The organism is Microcoleus sp. POL10_C6 (assembly GCF_036701585.1).
In the GTDB taxonomy this organism is placed as follows: Bacteria; Cyanobacteriota; Cyanobacteriia; order Cyanobacteriales; family Microcoleaceae; genus Microcoleus.
On sequence record NZ_JAUBRB010000050.1, the window covers coordinates 23,304 to 41,937 of the forward strand.

Consider the following 18,634-nt stretch of genomic DNA (forward strand, 5'->3'; position numbering starts at 1 on the left):
AACATCCTGCTACACTATTAATAACCGCATCCTCACCCACATTTATGCTTCCAACAATCATCGCCGCTATCGCTCCCTACATATCGGGAGTGCTCTCACCCATCGCCAGAAATATTGGCTACAAACTAGGAGAAGCCTTCGGCAATAACTCTCAAAATTACCGAGATATCCTGATTCCATATCCCAATAATTCATCGGATTCGACTGAGATAGAGCAAGCAAAACAGCGTTATTCTCAAGAAATGTTGGAATACGCGAAAGCCAAAGATACTAGAGATCGGGAATTGTTAAAGCTAACAGTAGCACAAACAGCACGCCGCCTTGAGTTGCAGGAACAGGAACAGCGAGACAGACTGAAGCTGGCAGCCTTGCAGCGGGATTTGATGCGGGAATTGCAAGCAAAGGATATTCAGGTCAAGCTGGCTGAAATTCAAACAATTTGGGATAAAAATACTTGGTTTTCTAAGTTGAATCGAGAGGAAACTAAGCAGATTTTACTTCAGCAGCAACACCGCCTCTTAATCTTACTATCACCGCCCAAAATTAGCAAGCAATGCCCGGAAACATTCTGTGAAGATTTGCCAATTGAGATGAGAAGTGTGGGAGATTTTCTCAGACAGCATTATCCTCAACAGGATGTCTTACGCCCAGTTAAGTTTTATAGCGACTATTTCACTGAGTCGATTGGTGATATTGATGTGGAACGCTTGCAGCGAATTTTATCTCCGGTTCCTACTACAATTTTATATAGCGATATCAGCGACTATGCCGTAACTTTTCGCGTCGGCTTTTGGGGATTCCTGAATAATCAGGAAGTATCCCTGTTTTCTACCAAAGTTTTTGACTGGGAAGAGGCCAAAGATGCACTTTTAGCATCTGGAGTAAGTGAGAAAAAAGCCCTCCGCATGATTCGGCAGTTGATTGTAGCGATTCACAAATTGCTGGCGGGCTTTTTAGCGGATTTGTATTATCTCAATATTGACCCCAGCTATGAACCTTTGTTATTTAATTTAAAGGATGAATTGGCTGAATATGGATTAGCAGAAGAGTGGGTGAAACCTTATTTTGATATTCTTCAGGATATTCAGCGGCGACAGCGAGAACAGTATGAACAGGAGTTGAAAAAGCTGATGGAGCAAGTAGAGGCTGAACGTCAATCTCAAAAGGCTGCCAAAGCTGAAGCAAAACGCCAACAACCAATAGAAAAAGCTGCCAAAGCGGAAGCTCAACGCCAACACCAAATAGAAGAAAAAATCATTAGAAAAGCTCACTCCTTCAAATGTGTAAAAACTCTTAATGGCGTAGCTATGTCATCTGTTGATTGCGTAGTTATTAGTCCCGATGGCAAGACTTTTGCTAGTAACAGCAGTGGAAATTGCAGCAAACTTTGCAATCTCCATACAGGAGAGCTGATTGGTAATTTTTCTGGGCATTCAGGCGCGGTTTATTGCGTTGCAATTAACCCTAATGGAACAATTTTAGCTAGTGGCAGTTATGACAAACAAATTAAGCTGCGTAATCTGGAAACTGGACAAGAATTTAGAACCATAAAGGGTCACTCATCTTTAATTCGGTCTCTTGCTTTTAGTCCAGACGGAGAAACTCTTGCTAGTGGCAGTCAAGACAATACTATCAAACTGTGGAATCTGAAAAACGGGCAGGAAATTCGCACTCTCAGAGGGCATTCATACTCGGTTTGTTCTGTCGCTATCAGCCCGGATGGAAACACTCTGGTTAGTGGCAGTTATGACAATACTATCAAGCTTTGGCATCTAAAAACCGGACAGGAAATTCGCACTCTCACAGGGCATTCACAGTTGGTTTTTTCCGTTGTCATCAGCTCGGATGGACAAATTATTGCTAGTGCTAGTCGAGACAACACTATCAAACTATGGAATCGGAAAACCGGACAGGAAATTCGCACTCTCACAGGGCATTCAGAGTCGGTTTTTTCCGTTGTCATCAGCCCGGATGGACAAATTATTGCTAGTGGTAGTGGAGACAACACTATCAAGCTTTGGAATCTAAAAAATGGAGACACAATTTTCACTCTCAAAGGGCATTCAGCCAGGGTTAATTCGGTCTGTTTTAGCCCGGATGGAAACACTCTGGTTAGTGGCAGTAATGATGGCAGTATCAAGATTTGGCGGTGTGATGGGTGAAGTAAGAGGGAAAGATAAAAATTATGGTCGATTGGCCAATATGGAACTACAAAACTTGACTGCGTGACGAATAAACTGATAAACACTTAGGGAAAGTAATTGAAATGTCAGAAACCATTAATTTTGAGCAAGCACTGTTAGAGAATTTGCGACAGTTGCCAACCGAGAAACAACAATAATTGCTCGACTTTGCACAATTCCTGGTGCAAAAAACGGAACAGAAACAGCAGTTATCCAGCGAAAGTTCCGAGTCTAAAAGTTCGTCAACAACCGAACCTACTCTCAAGCTATCAGTTAGAGAAATTGATAGCCTGCCAATAGCAGAACGCCATAAAATACTAGCACCATTTATACCTGCTACAGCCGAAGATTTTTTGACATATCCTGAATTAAGCGAGTTTTCGGTACTCGATGGCGAAGACTGGGAGACTGAGTATGACTACTAACCCAAAACGAGGAGAGGTTTGGCTGGTACAACTTGATCCAACCCGAGGACAAGAAATTCAGAAAACACGTCCTGCGGTTGTGATTAGTTCGGAAATGTTTAGTTCTATCCCCATGCGGATTATAATTCCTGTGGCTACAGGGCAACCTAAATTTTAAAGTCGCCCTTTCATGATTCTGATTCAGCTAACAGAAGAAAACTGTTGAAACGCCGACTCAGCAGGGAAGGTTTTGCAAGGGCGGAGTGTAACTACTGAGCGATTTGTCAGATGTATCGGAAAAGTTTCTGAAACGGTTGTGCAAGAATTAGTAATAAGCTTAATTATCTGTGTTGATTATCCTCCATAAAACCAGGAATGTCGCTCGCCCGAATTAGCTTTCTGAACATAAAACATACCAGAGGCTAGTCAATAGGTTGGGTGGCACTGGATTCAGGTCAACAGTGGCAAACCATCATCTAGTGGCGTTTCCTCCCTAAACCCAAACTTACCAAACTTACCCAACTATCCGCCCACTTCCAGCTTCAAAATTTACTATCCCGCAGGATGTTGATTTATTCCCACGGATCTGATTTGTTTGTGACACAATAGAATCTAGTATCCATCTATGTGAGGATTTTTCATGGCTCGTTTTAATCAAATCCTTGTCCTTAGCGCCATCAGCCTTATAGCTTTGGCTGGTTGCGACAGCGCTAAGGAAGCTTCCACTCCGCAAACTTCACCCGCCCCGGTTCCTGCTGCTACTGCTGTTAAAACTGAGAAAGCAGCATCCCAGGGAAACTATGCAGAATTGAGTGGTGTGGTGTCCAGTACCAAAGCAGCAGTTCAGGCTGGAAACTTTACCAAAGCCAAAACCGAATTTGACAAATTCGAGAATGCCTGGAAGAAAGTAGAAGACGGTATCAAAGCTAAAGCTCCTAAAAGCTACGATGCAGTTGAGGATACCACAGAAAAAGTGATGACTGCGCTCAAAAAGTCTCAGCCAAGTAAAGACCAAGTGCTAACTCAATTGCAGTCGCTTGAAAAGACTATTACTAGCATTCCTAAGTCCTAAATTTAAGTGGTGAGTGCTTGATTCTAAAGTCTGGGACGCAGAAACCGAGTTTTTTAACTCCGGTAATTGGTTCAAACCTTGAATAAAAGTTAAAATATCCGGTTTATGTGCGTCGGAGTGCGTAAGTCCTGTGAGAGTTATGCGATCGCAGTTACTTAGAAAAAAGCACTCAACGTTCGCTCCTTATATAACCTCAGTATTCCCAAACTTTCAACCACTATGAAGAGAGCATTTCGCAAGTACCACCGCATTCTAGGCCTTATTGTTGCTTTGCCGATCGCGCTGACTGTCTTGACTGGAATGGTGATCACAATTGTCCGAGAGTGGCCGCTTGGTATAGAAATTTCATCAAGATTCTTGTTAAAAATTCATACAGGTGAAATCTTTCACCTGCAAGCAATTTACCCGATTTTAAACGGCTTGGGAATGATTGGCTTGCTAGTGACTGGTTTAAGTATGTCGGGTGTGTTTGGCCGGAAAAAGCAGCCCACCTCCCACGATTAAAACCACAGAGGTGAGGAACTTTGGCCGGTTATATTGTTGGACTGGCTAGAATCAGGAACGCTCTCACCTTTGAGAGTCGTGACAATATATGTAGGTAACGCAGAAATATAACAAAGCTGAAGGGTAAAAATTCAATGAAACCCACTATTGATGTCGAACAAACCGTGTCAGAAAATTTGCGACTTCTGTCGATAGAAAAACAAGAGGAAGTGCTCGATTTCGTTCAATTCCTCTTGTACAAAGCCCAACAGACAAAGCAGTTTAGCATAAGTTCCGAATCTGGCACTTCAACAACAGAAACACCGCCTCTCCAGCGCTCGCTACTAGACGGCGAAGACTATTTAATTGACCCAGCAATTACTCGCAGTCATGATGCTTTTTTGAAAGGTTACGCACCCGAAGACGAAGGACTTTATGACGACTATTGAGCCTGGTGATTTTTGGGTAGCAAATATTCCCTTTACAGGCGGCGCAGGCTCTAAAAAACGCCCCATACTTTTACTGTGGTTGGATAGCGAGGATGTGGTAGCAGCAGTCGTTACCTCTGCAAAACCCCGCAGCCAAACTGATGTATTTCTTAATGATTGGTCTGCCAGCGGTTTGCGCGTTGCTTCAACAGTACGCTTGTCTAGATTAGATTGTCTGGAAAAGTCTTTGTTGCTAGCAAAAATCGGGCAAATTTCTCAACCAGATGCAGCAGAAGTGAAACGAGTCTGGGATTTGTACGTTAAGCCTCAATTTTAATAACATATAAAGGTTCTGCGTAAGTCCCGATCAGTAAACAGGTTAGGTTGAGAAACCAGGTGACTGCATCAGTCCAAAAAATGCGATCGCGCACATTACTCAAACTTTTCATCTTCTAAAGCGCCATCCGACAAAGTATATTCATCTTCAAAAACTTCTGACCAAGAAAGTGAGGTTAATTGACATTTTTTACCCATTTCATCCTCGGCATCTTTCACCGCAACTTTAAAACATTTCTCCCAGACAGACTCAATAAAATCACGGTTTAAACTAGGCATTTCTTCTTGACTTTCTTCAATCTCTCGCCGCGCCGAACGAATACTAATAGCCCAGCTAGCAGTTCGTTTCTCAGGTTGAAATTTCCATTTAATAATATGAAGCATTAAACGAATTAACTGGCTTTTTACTGCTCGTTTTTCGGTTCTTCCCATTGCTTCAATTAAAGATTCTAAACCTGCCGTTGCTTCCATAGATTTTCCTTCTTTGAGAAGTGTCTGGACTGTGACAGCCGTTTGATAATGAGAACACACTGCTAACCAGTCCCAATCTTGTTTAGTCAGCATTGCCCTATCCTTGAAATTGCTTATATTCCTAAATTTATCATAGCGATCGCCCTCAACTCCCCTCTCCCATCCCCCAACAGCCCAACAATACTTAATAAAAACTTTACAAAACTTACCCGATCGCCCAACATGGGTTAGAGTTATCCTATAAAATCCAGCAATCCTGCAAAGCGTCAACCTTCTCGTCACTTATCCAGTGGTTCGATGACTCAAACCCAAAGCACCAAAACCGCCACCGCAACTGCAATTTATTCCTTGACAATTGCTCCCGCCTGTGTATTGCGAGGTCGATCGGCGATCGCACAAGCCGGAGATGCCATCGCCCGTTTCGGAAAGCGGCCGCTAATCGTCGGCGGCAGTAACTCCCTCGCCGCCGCCCAACCCTACCTGCAACCAATCCTCGAACAGCAGCAGTTACAATCCGCTGAAACAGCCTACGGCAAGGATTGCAGCGAAACCAGCCTCGAAACCCTCCGCGCAGCAGCCCAAACCCATGAAGCCGATTTCATCATCGGTGTAGGCGGCGGCAAAGCCTTAGACGCTGCCAAACTCGTCGCTTATCAGTGCAAAATCCCGATCGTCACAATTCCCACATCAGCAGCCACTTGTGCCGCTTGGACAGCCCTTTCTAACATTTATTCAGAACAAGGCGCATTCCAATACGATGTCACATTAGCCAGATGTCCCGACTTATTAATACTAGACTACGGCTTAATTCAAACCGCACCACAGCGGACATTAGTAGCAGGAATTGGAGATGCGATCGCCAAATGGTACGAAGCATCAGTCAGCAGCGGACACTCCGAACAAACCCTGATCATTTCCGCCGTTCAACAAGCTAGAATACTGCGCGATATTTTATTCCAAAAATCAGCCGCCGCCCTCAAAGAACCCGGTAGCGAAACCTGGCAAGAAGTCACAGATGCAGCCGTATTGCTAGCAGGAGTAATCGGCGGAATTGGCGGCGCCCAATGTCGCACCGTCGCCGCCCACGCCGTCCACAACGGCCTAACTCATCTATTAGCAAGTCACGGCACATTGCACGGCGAAAAAGTTGCCTACGGCATTTTAGTACAACTGCGACTAGAAGAAATGCTGCAAAACAATCAACTCGCCGCTAGCGCCAGACAGCAACTGCTAAAATTCTACGCCGAGATTGGATTACCCCAAACTTTAGACAACCTCGGACTCGGAGACATTACCATAGCAGAATTGCAGCGCGCCGCCGATATCGCCTGCAATCCCAATTCCGACATCCACCGACTGCCTTTTAAAGTTGTTCCCCAACAATTAATGGCAGCGATGGTTTCTACCACCGCACCTGTGGGAGAATTAAAGATTAAGAATTAAAACAGTTTGTAGTAAGGACTAAAGTCCTGAAAAGGCTGTGCTAGCAAGGACGAAAGTCCTTACTACAAACCAGGAAAACTGACAACTGACACAAAATAAATGACCTTGGATTGGATTAGCCCTGCTGACAGGTTGCAAAAACTACCGCCCTACGTATTTGCCCGTCTCGACGAACTCAAAGCCCGCGCCCGCGAACAAGGACTCGATTTAATAGACTTAGGAATGGGAAACCCCGACGGTGCCACTCCTCAACCAGTAGTAGAAGCCGCTGTCGCAGCCATCCAAAATCCTGCAAATCACGGCTATCCACCATTTGAAGGAACTGCCAGTTTTCGCCGTACTATTACTAAATGGTACAGCCGTCGCTACAATGTTGAACTCGATCCAGAAAGCGAAGCATTGCCTTTGTTGGGTTCTAAAGAAGGTTTAGCACATTTTGCGATCGCCTATATCAATCCAGGGGACGTAATATTAGTACCGAGTCCTGCTTATCCCGTATTATTTCGCGGGCCAATCATTGCGGGTGCAAAAGTTCACAACATCATCCTCAAACCCGAAAATGACTGGGTAATTGACTTAGCCGACATTCCCGACAGCGTAGCCGAACAAGCCAAAATACTCTATTTCAATTATCCCAGCAATCCGACTGGAGCAACTGCACCCCGCGAATTTTACAAAGATATTGTGGCTTTCGCACACAAGCATCAAATCTTGCTGGTTCACGACTTGTGTTATGCGGAATTAGCCTTTGACGGCTATCAACCGACAAGTTTATTAGAAATTCCCGGCGGTAAAGAAATCGGCGTCGAATTTCACACCATGTCCAAAACTTACAATATGGCAGGCTGGCGCGTCGGTTTTGTAGTAGGAAATAGCAAGATTATTCAAGGTTTGCGGACATTAAAAACTAACCTAGATTACGGTATATTTTCCGCATTGCAAACAGCAGCAGAAACAGCACTGCAATTGCCGGACAGTTACTTGCACGAAGTGCAGAATCGTTACAGGACTCGCCGTGATTTCATGGTGGAAGGATTGGCAGAATTAGGGTGGAATATTCCTAAACCTCTGGCTGCAATGTATCTTTGGGTTCCCTGCACTCGCGGCATGAGTTCTACTGATTTTGCCCTGAATGTTTTGCAGCAAACGGGTGTTGTGGTGACTCCTGGTAATGCTTTTGGGCCGGGCGGCGAAGGATATGTGAGAATTAGTTTAATTGCAGATTGCGATCGACTGGGAGAAGCCCTGCGGCGTTTGAAACAAGCAAACATTCGATATTAGTCATTAGTCATTAGTCATTAGTCATTAGTCATTAGTTATTGGTTATTTGTGGGTTGTTAGTTGTTAGTTCTTATTGGTTATTTGTTGGTGATAATAACCAATAATCAACTAACAACTGACAACTGACTATAACGTTTTAATTTGCTCAATCACCCAATCAAAAGTTTCCATAACTTGGTTGAGGGCAGATTCATCTTGCAAAGTAAACAAAGCCAGAGTCGGCGACCTTCTCTCACCCGGTTCTGTAGGCAGCGACAGACCGATCGAACTCAGCTTACTTCTCAATTCCAGCCAATTTTGTTCCGCATTAAAAGGCTGCTGGGAACCATAATTATCAGCAGAAATCTCCATTCTGCCAGCAATATCTACAGTGAATAACTGATAGGGCTTTCTGCCCTTTTGAGGCAATTGAGCGGCGAAACCGCCGTAGGCATCCCCCGTTCCCCACTGGATTTGAACTTCGGGTTCTTGACTTTTTGCCCACAGGTAAATTTCTCTTGCCATTTGCGCCTCGTCCGCGCCTCGTCTAGCTTTGATTTCCGCAAAAAATGAAGATTCATCCCAGCGCCTTCTTTCGCGCGTTGCGCTGGATTTTTTCTGCTGTGCTTCGGCTGTCTGACCGATCACTCTGGGAACCAGCGTTTTCAAACCGTCTTCGCTTACATACTGCTTAATTTCCAGGGCCAAAACTTCAACCGGGTCCATTTGTTCGTTGAGAAATTCCACAACTCGACGCATTTCAGCGGAAATCTCGTCAGCTACAAACACTAAGCGAACTTTACCAGCTTGCAAATTAGTTTTAACCTTCTGCCAAAATAGGTCTTCATTAGCATCCGCACCGAGAAACTCTTCAAAAATCTGTTCAGGATCGCGACCCCGATCGCGACAATTAGCTTCAAACAGAGCAATAATTGAATCGATGGGCCAGTAAAACAACGCATTAGCAGCATAGTCGATCGACTGACCCAAAACTTTTTGCCGCAGTTCGGCATTCGGAGTTCGCCGCACATCCACCAAAGTAGGAACGGCATTTTGGTCGAGAAACAAATGATCCAGCGACCACTGCACCGCTGTTTCCTCATCGCTGGGTGCAGCTTCCCGCGAAATTAACAGCCACCTGCGCGCCGTCGCGCGATCGATTTGGTCTCCCGCGATCAAATTAGGATAAGTTACTAGCAAATCTTGTAACTGGTCTTCCGAGTCGTAGGGCTGTTCCATCATTTCTACCAGCCTATCGTCGTCCTGAATGAGATAAATACCTCCAGCCATGCAAGCCCACCTAGTTAATTTTAGATTTTAGATTTTAGATTTTAGATTTTAGATTTCAGGCTTAGTTATTAGTCTTCAGTCTTCAGTCCGCAGCCAATAACTTGTGAAGGCGGAAGGCATTGGTCAAAATTCAATAAAAATTTTGAATTCAATAATTTTTATTGTTTGTTAATTCCACCAAAAAAACCTTCTGACCAGTTACTAATAACTAATAACTGATGACTGATGACTGATGACTGATGACTAATGATTAATGATTAATCACTAATCACTCATACAACCAGTAAATACTCGCTGTGCCGGCCCAGTCATGTAAATCCGTCCAGAAACTTCTGCCCATTCGATTTCCAAAACGCCGCCGGGGAGTTCAACCGCAGTTACCCGATCGCACTTGCCTACCAACACCCCAGCTACCACAGCAGCACAAGCACCAGTCCCACAAGCTAGAGTAACACCCGCGCCTCTTTCCCACACCCGCATTTTTACATAGTCTGAACGTATCACTTGAATAAATTCCGTATTGGTACGCTGCGGGAAGGCTTTGTTGTGCTCGAATTGAGGCCCGACAGTTTCTAAAGCAACAGCCGCAACATCCTCTACAAAAGTAATGCAGTGAGGATTACCCATGCTGACACAGGTAACAGACCAAGATTTATCAGCAACTTCGATCGGCACATCTATAGCTTTAGCATCCGCTGCAGCCAAAGTTGTCGGAATTTCCGCAGCCAGCAGCCGGGGCACTCCCATATCCACCTTAACCTGACCGTCTGATCGCAATTCCGGGGTAATCACACCAGCCAGAGTGTGGATGCGGTACTGAGTTTTCGCCTCTGACCCTTCCAAATCGGCGATAAACTTAGCCAAACAGCGAATCCCGTTGCCGCACATTTCCGGTTCCGAACCATCGGAGTTAAAAATCCGCATTGTATAATCAGTGTCGTTTTGACCCGGAAGAGCAAATATCACACCGTCTGCGCCAATCCCGAAATGTCGATCGCACCAATCCACAGCTTGTTCTGGCGTGAGCGCGGGTTCTGACGAGTGGCGGTTGTCAATTAGAATAAAATCATTGCCCAGTCCCTGATACTTCGCAAACTCGATCGGCATAAAAACAAACCTCTTTTGGTTAAAGCTGATTAGATAATTTGATTACCAAATTACCCAGTTCCCAGTATTATAAAACTTTATGCAATTTATAGTCCTTTCTACTGAAATATAAACAAATATAATATTTATAACTCCACAGGGATACCTACTTAATGCTGATGTCAATGGCTCAATGAATATTCGTCGAAAAGTAACTGCCAATGGGTTTCTCCCTCATCGATTAGACGCGCTTGTAGTTGCGGCAGTAAAGGTTAAACGGTATAAAGAGAAGAATATGGTTTAAGGTAATATTTGACTATATTTTTCTGAACTATGTCTGAATTTGAAACCGGATTGCCCAGCGTTCGCTTAATACAAAGCTACATCAAAGACAAAAAACAGGTGGAGATTAAACTCCTTACCGGCGACTTAGTAGCTGGCAGAATTTTTTGGCAGGATAATAGCTGCATTTGCCTCCTCGATCCCTCAGAAACACAAATTCTGATCTCGCGACCAGCCATTGCTTATCTCAAACCCAACGGCTGAGAGTGGGGAATGGTGAATGGGGCATGGGGCATGGGGCATGGGGCATGGGGCATGGGGCATTGTTGACTGTTCGCTGTTGACTGTTCGCTGGAAAGCTCACCACTGCCAACTGCCCACTGCCAACTGCCCCATGCCCCATGCCCACTGTCAACTGCCCACTGCCCACTGCCCACTGCCCGCTGACTAATCGCTAAACAGCTTTTCGATGACTTGGGCCTTGACCAAAGGCAGCTTTAAAGCAGGTTGTGGCACCGGTGGTGAGGCCGTCCGCTGCATCAAGCCGAGCTCGTAGAAGCCGCCACACAGCAGCAAACGATCGCCTTCTTGCAAATTGCTACTTCCGTCGGGCCAGCGAGTAAATTTCCCTTCCCGGCGGATCGCCCGCACCTGCACCCCGTACTGGGTCAGCACATCTACCTCTGACAGTTTTTTGCCCGCCCAAGGGCTCTTTGCTGGCAGCCTCAGCCACTGGCAAGAACTGTCACCCTGCGGTACTGCAACTTCCCCCTTCGCCAGCAACTCAAAACTGATGAGTTCTTCCGGTTCTCCCACTACAAAAAGTCGATCGCCCGGCTGCAAAGCTGTCTTCCCGTTAGGATAATCAATTTCCTCGCCATTCTCGCGGACGATCGCCATCACACTGACGCCTGTCAACTGGCGCAGGTTAGTTTCTTCCAGAGTCATGCTGGCAATGGGAGAACCCGACGGCAAGCTGTACCACTCGCTGTTCATATCTCGAACTGCCACTTTCAAATCCCGCGAAACCGCCAAAGGTTCGCGCGGTGGCCGCAATTCCAGATAGCGGCTGCTGCGAATTTGCTGCACTTCCCGCCCGATCGCCATTGCCGAGATCCCAATACTAGCCAACAAGTGGGCAGAGAGTTCTAAACTCGCCTCAAACTCCGGCTGCACGACTTCCCAGGCCCCCAGTTGGTAAAGCAGTTCGATGTCTTTATCTTGGTTGGCCCGCACCACAATATCCAAATCCGGGACTAATTCTAAAGCGCGCTTCAGACACAAGCGAGTGCTCATGGGATCGGGAAGGGCGATCGCCATTGCTTTTGCCCGTTCCACCCGCGCGGCTTCCAATACGTGCAAGCTGGCAGCATTCCCGTAAATGTAAGGAATTCCTTGCATTCTGCACTCTTGAATTCTACTTTCTGACTCATCGATTACCACAACAGAACAGTTGCGGCTTTGCAGCATTTTGACTAAAATTCTGCCGACTCGCCCGTAGCCACAAACCACAACATAATTTTGTTCCGGCAAACTTTCAGCTATTTCCACAGGTTGAGATGTTTCGTCAAAATAGCGCTGCAAAGGCCCGAAATTTTCCGCCCATTTCAATAACTGTGGCACGCTTCTCAACACAAACGGAGTTAGCACGAGGGTGACGGCTGTCGTTCCTAAAATTAACAGGTAAACGTCCCGCGAAACCAGCCCCATAACTTGGCCGGCACTAGCGAGTACAAAGGAGAATTCTCCTATTTGAGCTAAGCCCAAACCTGCGATCAATGCTGTTTTTAGTGGATAGCCAAATAGTCGGACGATCGGCGTTATAATCAAGAATTTGCCGACAAATACTATAAATACCAGTCCCAGAATTACTTCTAGATGGTTCCACAGAAACATCGGGTCAATTAACATCCCGATAGTGACAAAAAATAAGGATGCAAAAATATCTCGCAAAGGCTCGACATAAGTTAGAGTTTGGTCGGCATATTCCACCTCCGAAATCATTAAACCCGCCACAAATGCGCCCATCTCGATCGAAAAACCCAAATATTCTGTAAGCAGCGCAATCCCTAAAGCCAAAACCACAACTCCCAGCAAAAACAGTTCCCGGCTTTCTGTTTGCGCGAGGTAGCGCAGCAACTGCGGTACGATCCAAATGCCCGCGACTACAGCACCGATCGCAAATAACCCGATCCGCAGCAGGGCCCACGCTACCGTCATGCCGATCGCCTCTGCTGGCTGATTGAGTGCGGGCAAAACTGCTAGCATTAGCCCCAAAGCCAGATCTTGAACTACTAATATTCCCAGCATGACTTGACCGTGGGAAGTACCGGATTCATTGCGTTCCATCAAGCATTTCAGGACGACTGCGGTCGAGGAAAGCGACAGAATCGATCCTAAAAACACGCCTTGAGCGGGCGATTCTACCCACCCTACAGCCAAGGAAATTGCAGTAGTAATGGCGATCGTCAGCACAATTTGCAAGCCCCCCCCGCCCAAACTAATGGCTTTAACTTTCTGGAGTTCGGCGAAAGAAAATTCCACTCCCAAGGCAAATAACAGAAAGGCAACCCCGAATTCAGCCAGGGTGTCTACCTGAATTAATTCTTTAATCAGCCCCAAACCGGCCGGCCCAACTACGATCCCTCCAAGGAGGTAGCCGAGAATTACCGGCTGTCGCAATAGCGATGCAAAGAGTCCTCCTGCTGCGGCAGCAGCGAGAACTAGAACTAAGTCAACGATCAGTCGGAAGTCTTCTTGCACAACTTTATGAAAAAAGTATAAAGTTATATTATAGTGTCTAATGTGTTGATTATGTTTAGTGGGTTGAATGTAGTTGGGGAGTCAGGGCAACTGCAACTATAGAACCAGGTATTTTCTGATACCAAAGAGTTTCACTCCTCAAAAGAAGCTTAACCTCTTGCAAGTAGATCGAGGCATTGCGCCTTGATTGAGGGTAATGTTTCACCTCAACGATATGAGCGCGGAGAGATTAAATCAAGTTACTTTATTTAATGAATTTCAGGCGGAATAAAGTGGTGTTGATTACTTTTTTCTATTGGGCGGTTTTATCACGGTTTACGTTCACAGATCGGCGCTCGGTAAAAAGGATTAGTTAACATCGTTTTTATTTATTCAAGCCCTGCTTGCGGATTTACCCGATATACTGGATAATTACTCAGGCACTTTTGTGTCTTTTTCTAGTAATCCCCGGTTTTGCTAACAATAAAGATTTAGGTTTTAGACAAGTGATTTGGTCGTTGCTCTTGATACCTCAAAATGACTTGTCCATTCGGGATGTAGGTTGGACAAAGCTGCCATCGCACCTGTAAAAACTGCACTAGAGGCGATCGAGTCCCTAACTGTAGGACACCCGTATTTGCTCGGTCACGAACTGAGCATTGCCGATTTTTACCTAATTCCGGTCTTCACCTACCTATCGCAGACCCCAGAGTACGAAGCAACGATGGCTCAAACTCCGAAACTGCGGACTTGGTGGAATGAAGTCAGTCAACTTCCCAGCGTCAAGAAAGTCTGTACTTGACATCTGTAGCATTTTATAAATCACGGGTTTACAACCATGTCGCATTTATTTGAGCCATTGGATCAACGTGGCGTTACCTTCCGAAATCGCATTGCAGTTTCTCCCATGTGTCAATATTCAAGCGTTGATGGATTCGCGAATGATTGGCATCTGGTTCATCTCGTCAGTCGAGCCGTAGGAGGGGCAGGGCTTGTCATGACTGAAGCAGCGGCAGTCGAGCCTGAAGGACGAATTACGCCGCAAGATTTGGGAATCTGGGACGATGCTCATATTGAAATGTTGGCGCGAATCGTCGAGTTAATTCACCGCAACGGTGCGGTTGCGGGAATTCAATTGGCTCATGCAGGTCGAAAAGCCAGTACAGCACTTCCGTGGGAGGGCGGCGATGTGCTTTCGGAATCTGAGGGAGGATGGACTTCGATCGCCCCTAGCGCCATTCCATTTAAACCCGATAGCCCCGCCCCCATTGCTCTGAGTATCGAAGAGATTCAGAAGCAGACGGCACTCTTTGTCAACGCAGCTCAACGCGCCCTAGAAGCCGGATTTGAGGTAATCGAGATTCATGCTGCTCACGGCTACCTACTACATGAATTTCTGTCTCCCTTGAGCAATCAACGGACTGATGACTATGGTGGCAGTTTTGAGAATCGCATCCGGTTTTTATGTGAAGTTGTACAAGCGGTGCGAAATGTTTTGCCCGATCGAATACCACTTTGGGTTCGCATCTCTGCAACCGATTGGGTTCCAAATGGTTGGGACATTGAACAAAGTATTGTACTCAGCGATAAATTAAAGTCACTGGGCGTTGATTTAATCGATTGTTCTTCAGGCGCAATTGTACCCGGTGAAAAGATTCCCACGGGTGCAGGTTATCAAACTATTTTTGCCGATCGCATTCGACGCGAAGCGAACATCGCCACCGGAGCCGTTGGTATGATTACTGCACCCGCCCAGGCTGACCACATCATTCGTACAGGTCAAGCAGATATGGTGTTACTTGCCAGAGAAATGCTGCGCGATCCTTATTGGCCGATGCGGGCTGCGAAGCAACTACGTCAGTCGGTGCCTGCTCCAATTCAATACGATCGCGCTTGGTAATTAAGCGGATTTGCGATCGTCGGTTTTACACAAATCCACTAGGAATAACTTTTTTAGTGTTTCTGTAAACCAGTCGCTCAATAAAGGCTTTTTTGATGCGGCCTCAAGTACAAGGCAGGTTCCCATTGCCGTGACGTGATTCGATGCGAACGCTAGCGGATGCAGTCACTCGGATAGCGCTCTTTGGCTTGTTTTAGGCGCATTTCTGGCAATTGTCACCTGAAATCACCCTCGAAGAGATGCGGAGTTTGGCGGCTGCGCCGTGTTTTGAGGAACTGCTGCATTAGCTGGCTGACGGGGAACTCAGCAAGGTGTGTCGGTGGGTTCGATCGCACATCCCCTGGCGAGGTGTTGGCACTCCCAATTCGTTTCTCTGAGTGCATGATTGTGTTGATCGCACCTTCCCGCGTCCAACCCAACAATCTAATCAATCTCGCAACCATAATATCGGATAATTGTAAAGCAATTCACCAAGCCAACAGCATGAGTATTGACCAATTAAACACAGACTACGGCATTGCCGGGAACCTCACATTCGCCACCGGAAACGGTGGTTTCCCGATGATTCACATCGACAACGGTCAAGCCAAAGCCTTAATTTCTGTGTATTCCGGTCAAGTTCTCTCCTTTCAACCCGCCACCGAAACCACAGACTTGATGTTCGTCAGCGACAAAGCCTACTATGCCGAAGGGAAAGCCATCAAAGGCGGTATACCCATCTGTTGGCCCTGGTTTGGCCCCGATCCCGAAGCCTTGGGGCGTCCGAGTCATGGGTTTGTGCGGAATCGCCTCTGGAATGTGCTAGAAACCGCCACAACCCCAGACGGCGCAACCAAAGTCACTCTCGGACTCAAGGATACCGATGAAACTAGAGCAATTTGGCCCCAAGCCTTTGAACTGGCGATCGCAATTACGATCGGCACCAGCCTCACGGTAGAATTAATCACCCGCAATCTAGGCGACAAAGCATTTCCCCTCACCCAAGCTTTCCACACCTATTTCCAAGTCGGCGATATCAACCGCGTGCAGATTTTAGGCTTAGAAAATAGCCAGTATCTTGATAAAGCGGATGGTGGTGTCGAAAAAACTCAAGTGGGTGCAGTAGTAGTAACAGGTGAAGTCGATCGTATTTATCTTGATGTCACCAATGAATTAGTCATTGACGATAGCGCCCTCAATCGTCGGATTCGCATTAAATCATCTGGTAGTAAATCCGTCGTAGTGTGGAATCCCTGGGTGACAATTTCTGCAAATATGGCCGACCTTGATGATGCAGATTATCAGCGTTTACTCTGCGTAGAAACGACCAATGCAGCTACAGATATTGTCGAAGTTCCCCCTCATGGTGAGTTCCGCTTGCAGGCAATTTACAGTGTGGAACGCGACTAAGAAATTAGAGCTTAAGCTTAGCGGTGATGGGGTCAAAATTCTCCGTCAGCGGGTCAACATTTCAATTGGATATTTTGGGCGTTGCTCAAATCCCACCCACAAGACTGGGATTGTTTCTTTAAATACAACTTAAATGCCGATTAGCTGATTGAATTGAAAAACTCTGTCACCCTAATGACTAATAATACCAAATCCCAAATTTCTCCCCTGTTTATTTATTAGTCCGCGAAAGACGTTCGGGTAAGCTGAGTCGAACCGTCTAGCTACAGACAAAACTTTGTATTATCGGTTTCAACCGCCGACTCCGATCTTTTTACTTACCATCCATTATTATGCAAATCTTCAACTGGACAAAACTTCAAAATGGATCAGACATTCGCGGTATCGCCCTCGAAGGAGTTCCCAATGAAAAAGTCAACCTAACGCCCGAAATTGCGACAATCTTAGGTAAATCATTTGTCAGTTGGCTGGTGCAAAAAGTCAATAAACCAGCGGCAGAATTAACGATCGCGATCGGGCGTGACAGTCGCCTATCAGGCCCAACCTTAATGCAAGCAGTCATGGAGGGAATCGCCTCAGTTGGTGCAACAGTGTACGACTTTGACATGGCCTCAACCCCCGCCATGTTTATGAGTACCATTACCCCTGGTTTTGATTGCGACGGCGCGATTATGCTCACTGCTAGCCATTTGCCATTTAATCGCAATGGCTTAAAGTTTTTCACTGCCAAAGGTGGGTTACAAAAGCAGGATATTACAGATATCTTAACACTAGCCCAAAGCAATTACTTTCAGCCCGCCTCATCGCCCGGTAAGATTACAAAGCATGATTTTATCTCAGTTTATGCTAACCAATTTGTCACCAACATTAGGGAAGCAGTCAATCATCCCGATAATTTTGAGCAACCACTAACAGGATTAAAAATTGTTGTAGATGCAGGAAACGGTGCTGGCGGTTTTTATGTTGATAAAGTCTTAAAACCTTTAGGTGCAGACACTACGGGCAGTCAGTTTTTAGAACCCGATGGTACTTTCCCCAATCATGTGCCAAATCCCGAAGATAAACAGGCAATGCAGTCAATTTGTCAAGCGGTAATTGAACACCAAGCTGATTTTGGGATTATTTTTGATACCGATGTCGATCGCAGTGCGGCCGTCGATCAAGTTGGCAAGGAACTCAATCGCAATCGCTTAATTGCCTTGATTTCTGCCATCATCTTAAAAGAACACCCAGGCTCTACCATTGTCACGGATTCTATCACCTCCGATGGCTTAACGCAATTCATCGAACAAGATTTAAAAGGGATTCACCATCGCTTTAAACGCGGCTACAAAAATGTGATTGACGAGTCGATACGCCTCAATGAAGCCGGACAGGAATCATGGCTGGCGATTGAAACCTCTGGACATGGAGCTTTGAAAGAAAATTACTTTCTGGATGATGGCGCTTATTTGGTCAGCAAATTGTTGATTGAATTGGCTAAATCAAAGCTAGCAAATCAATCTTTGCCGGATTTAATTGCGAATTTAAAAGAACCCGAAGAAAGTGCAGAATTTCGGATTAAAATTGGTGTGGATGATTTCAAGGCTCACGGCGATCGGGTTATTGAACAACTGCAACAATTTGTCTCGACGCAAGCAGACTGGAAAATAGTTCCCAATAACTACGAAGGTCTGCGAATTTCCAGCACGTCAGCTAGCGAATCCGGCTGGTTTCTGTTACGCTTATCACTCCATGATCCGGTGATGCCTTTGAATGTGGAGTCGAATGTTAAGGGTGGTGTCGCTCGCATAGTGGCTAGGCTTTTAGCTTTTTTCCAAACCACCGAATCTCTTGATTTTTCGGCACTATCGATTTAAGTTTTA

The 18,634-nt window shown here is 45.9% G+C and carries 19 protein-coding genes; 14 read left to right on the top strand and 5 right to left on the bottom strand.

Annotated features, from left to right (window positions below; all coding sequences use genetic code 11):
- Window positions 1-44: 44 nt before the first annotated feature.
- From QUA34_RS23080 to QUA34_RS23110, 7 genes are all read left to right on the top strand, one after another.
- Window positions 45-2,162: a WD40 domain-containing protein gene (locus QUA34_RS23080; RefSeq protein ID WP_333389362.1), complete on the top strand. Its 2,118-nt coding sequence runs from the start codon at window positions 45-47 to the stop codon at window positions 2,160-2,162.
- A 179-nt stretch (window positions 2,163-2,341) separates the two neighbouring features.
- Complete coding sequence (locus QUA34_RS23085; protein ID WP_333389363.1) at window positions 2,342-2,608, top strand: hypothetical protein; 267 nt, start codon at window positions 2,342-2,344, stop codon at window positions 2,606-2,608.
- Window positions 2,598-2,765 (top strand): type II toxin-antitoxin system PemK/MazF family toxin, encoded by a 168-nt coding sequence (locus QUA34_RS23090; RefSeq protein ID WP_333389364.1) that lies wholly within the window; start codon window positions 2,598-2,600, stop codon window positions 2,763-2,765. The genes QUA34_RS23085 and QUA34_RS23090 overlap by 11 nt, the downstream gene beginning before the upstream one ends.
- A gap of 462 nt (window positions 2,766-3,227) precedes the next feature.
- The gene (locus QUA34_RS23095; RefSeq protein ID WP_333322744.1) at window positions 3,228-3,659 is read left to right on the top strand and encodes a hypothetical protein; all 432 of its coding nucleotides are present in this window, start codon (window positions 3,228-3,230) and stop codon (window positions 3,657-3,659) included.
- 219 nt (window positions 3,660-3,878) lie between these two features.
- Entirely contained in the window at window positions 3,879-4,163 is a 285-nt protein-coding gene (locus QUA34_RS23100) for a peptidase (protein ID WP_333322743.1), read from the top strand.
- A 134-nt stretch (window positions 4,164-4,297) separates the two neighbouring features.
- The gene (locus QUA34_RS23105) at window positions 4,298-4,591 is read left to right on the top strand and encodes a hypothetical protein (protein WP_333389365.1); all 294 of its coding nucleotides are present in this window, start codon (window positions 4,298-4,300) and stop codon (window positions 4,589-4,591) included.
- The gene (locus tag QUA34_RS23110) at window positions 4,578-4,907 is read left to right on the top strand and encodes a type II toxin-antitoxin system PemK/MazF family toxin (protein WP_333389366.1); all 330 of its coding nucleotides are present in this window, start codon (window positions 4,578-4,580) and stop codon (window positions 4,905-4,907) included. The genes QUA34_RS23105 and QUA34_RS23110 overlap by 14 nt, the downstream gene beginning before the upstream one ends.
- Before the next feature lie 95 nt (window positions 4,908-5,002).
- Here QUA34_RS23110 and QUA34_RS23115 read toward each other — a convergent pair whose 3' ends face one another.
- A complete protein-coding gene (locus QUA34_RS23115) occupies window positions 5,003-5,470 on the bottom strand; it encodes a DUF29 domain-containing protein (protein ID WP_333389367.1) in 468 nt (155 codons plus the stop codon).
- 204 nt (window positions 5,471-5,674) lie between these two features.
- On the opposite strand from QUA34_RS23115, the gene QUA34_RS23120 reads away from it, so the two are divergent.
- Window positions 5,675-6,820 (top strand): iron-containing alcohol dehydrogenase family protein, encoded by a 1,146-nt coding sequence (locus QUA34_RS23120; RefSeq protein WP_333389368.1) that lies wholly within the window; start codon window positions 5,675-5,677, stop codon window positions 6,818-6,820.
- 99 nt (window positions 6,821-6,919) lie between these two features.
- On the top strand, window positions 6,920-8,101 hold the full coding sequence (locus QUA34_RS23125) for an aspartate aminotransferase (RefSeq protein ID WP_333322738.1): 1,182 nt from the start codon (window positions 6,920-6,922) through the stop codon (window positions 8,099-8,101).
- A gap of 126 nt (window positions 8,102-8,227) precedes the next feature.
- Here the strand turns inward: QUA34_RS23125 and QUA34_RS23130 are convergent, their stop codons facing one another.
- Together QUA34_RS23130 and dapF are read right to left on the bottom strand one after the other, a co-directional pair.
- Window positions 8,228-9,370, bottom strand: a complete 1,143-nt coding sequence (locus tag QUA34_RS23130; RefSeq protein WP_333322737.1) for a hypothetical protein — start codon at window positions 9,368-9,370, stop codon at window positions 8,228-8,230.
- 264 nt (window positions 9,371-9,634) lie between these two features.
- Window positions 9,635-10,477, bottom strand: a complete 843-nt coding sequence (gene dapF / locus QUA34_RS23135) for a diaminopimelate epimerase (RefSeq protein ID WP_333389369.1) — start codon at window positions 10,475-10,477, stop codon at window positions 9,635-9,637.
- A 312-nt stretch (window positions 10,478-10,789) separates the two neighbouring features.
- Between dapF and QUA34_RS23140 the strand changes: the two genes are divergently transcribed.
- Complete coding sequence (locus QUA34_RS23140) at window positions 10,790-11,002, top strand: Hfq-related RNA-binding protein (RefSeq protein WP_333150164.1); 213 nt, start codon at window positions 10,790-10,792, stop codon at window positions 11,000-11,002.
- 183 nt (window positions 11,003-11,185) lie between these two features.
- Here the strand turns inward: QUA34_RS23140 and QUA34_RS23145 are convergent, their stop codons facing one another.
- Window positions 11,186-13,501, bottom strand: coding sequence for a cation:proton antiporter domain-containing protein (locus tag QUA34_RS23145; protein WP_333389370.1), 2,316 nt, complete (start codon window positions 13,499-13,501; stop codon window positions 11,186-11,188).
- A 541-nt stretch (window positions 13,502-14,042) separates the two neighbouring features.
- Here QUA34_RS23145 and QUA34_RS23150 point away from each other — a divergent pair.
- Both QUA34_RS23150 and QUA34_RS23155 read left to right on the top strand, forming a co-directional pair.
- Window positions 14,043-14,282: a glutathione S-transferase domain-containing protein gene (locus QUA34_RS23150; RefSeq protein ID WP_333322734.1), complete on the top strand. Its 240-nt coding sequence runs from the start codon at window positions 14,043-14,045 to the stop codon at window positions 14,280-14,282.
- 36 nt (window positions 14,283-14,318) lie between these two features.
- Entirely contained in the window at window positions 14,319-15,380 is a 1,062-nt protein-coding gene (locus tag QUA34_RS23155; RefSeq protein WP_333389371.1) for an NADH:flavin oxidoreductase/NADH oxidase, read from the top strand.
- Between the two features lie 215 nt (window positions 15,381-15,595).
- Here QUA34_RS23155 and QUA34_RS23160 read toward each other — a convergent pair whose 3' ends face one another.
- On the bottom strand, window positions 15,596-15,823 hold the full coding sequence (locus QUA34_RS23160; RefSeq protein ID WP_333389372.1) for a hypothetical protein: 228 nt from the start codon (window positions 15,821-15,823) through the stop codon (window positions 15,596-15,598).
- A gap of 40 nt (window positions 15,824-15,863) precedes the next feature.
- On the opposite strand from QUA34_RS23160, the gene QUA34_RS23165 reads away from it, so the two are divergent.
- Both QUA34_RS23165 and QUA34_RS23170 read left to right on the top strand, forming a co-directional pair.
- Window positions 15,864-16,769 carry a D-hexose-6-phosphate mutarotase gene (locus QUA34_RS23165; protein WP_333389373.1) on the top strand — a complete coding sequence of 302 codons (906 nt, stop codon included), beginning with the start codon at window positions 15,864-15,866 and terminating at the stop codon, window positions 16,767-16,769.
- A 332-nt stretch (window positions 16,770-17,101) separates the two neighbouring features.
- On the top strand, window positions 17,102-18,628 hold the full coding sequence (locus tag QUA34_RS23170; RefSeq protein ID WP_333389374.1) for a phosphomannomutase/phosphoglucomutase: 1,527 nt from the start codon (window positions 17,102-17,104) through the stop codon (window positions 18,626-18,628).
- Window positions 18,629-18,634 lie beyond the last annotated feature (6 nt).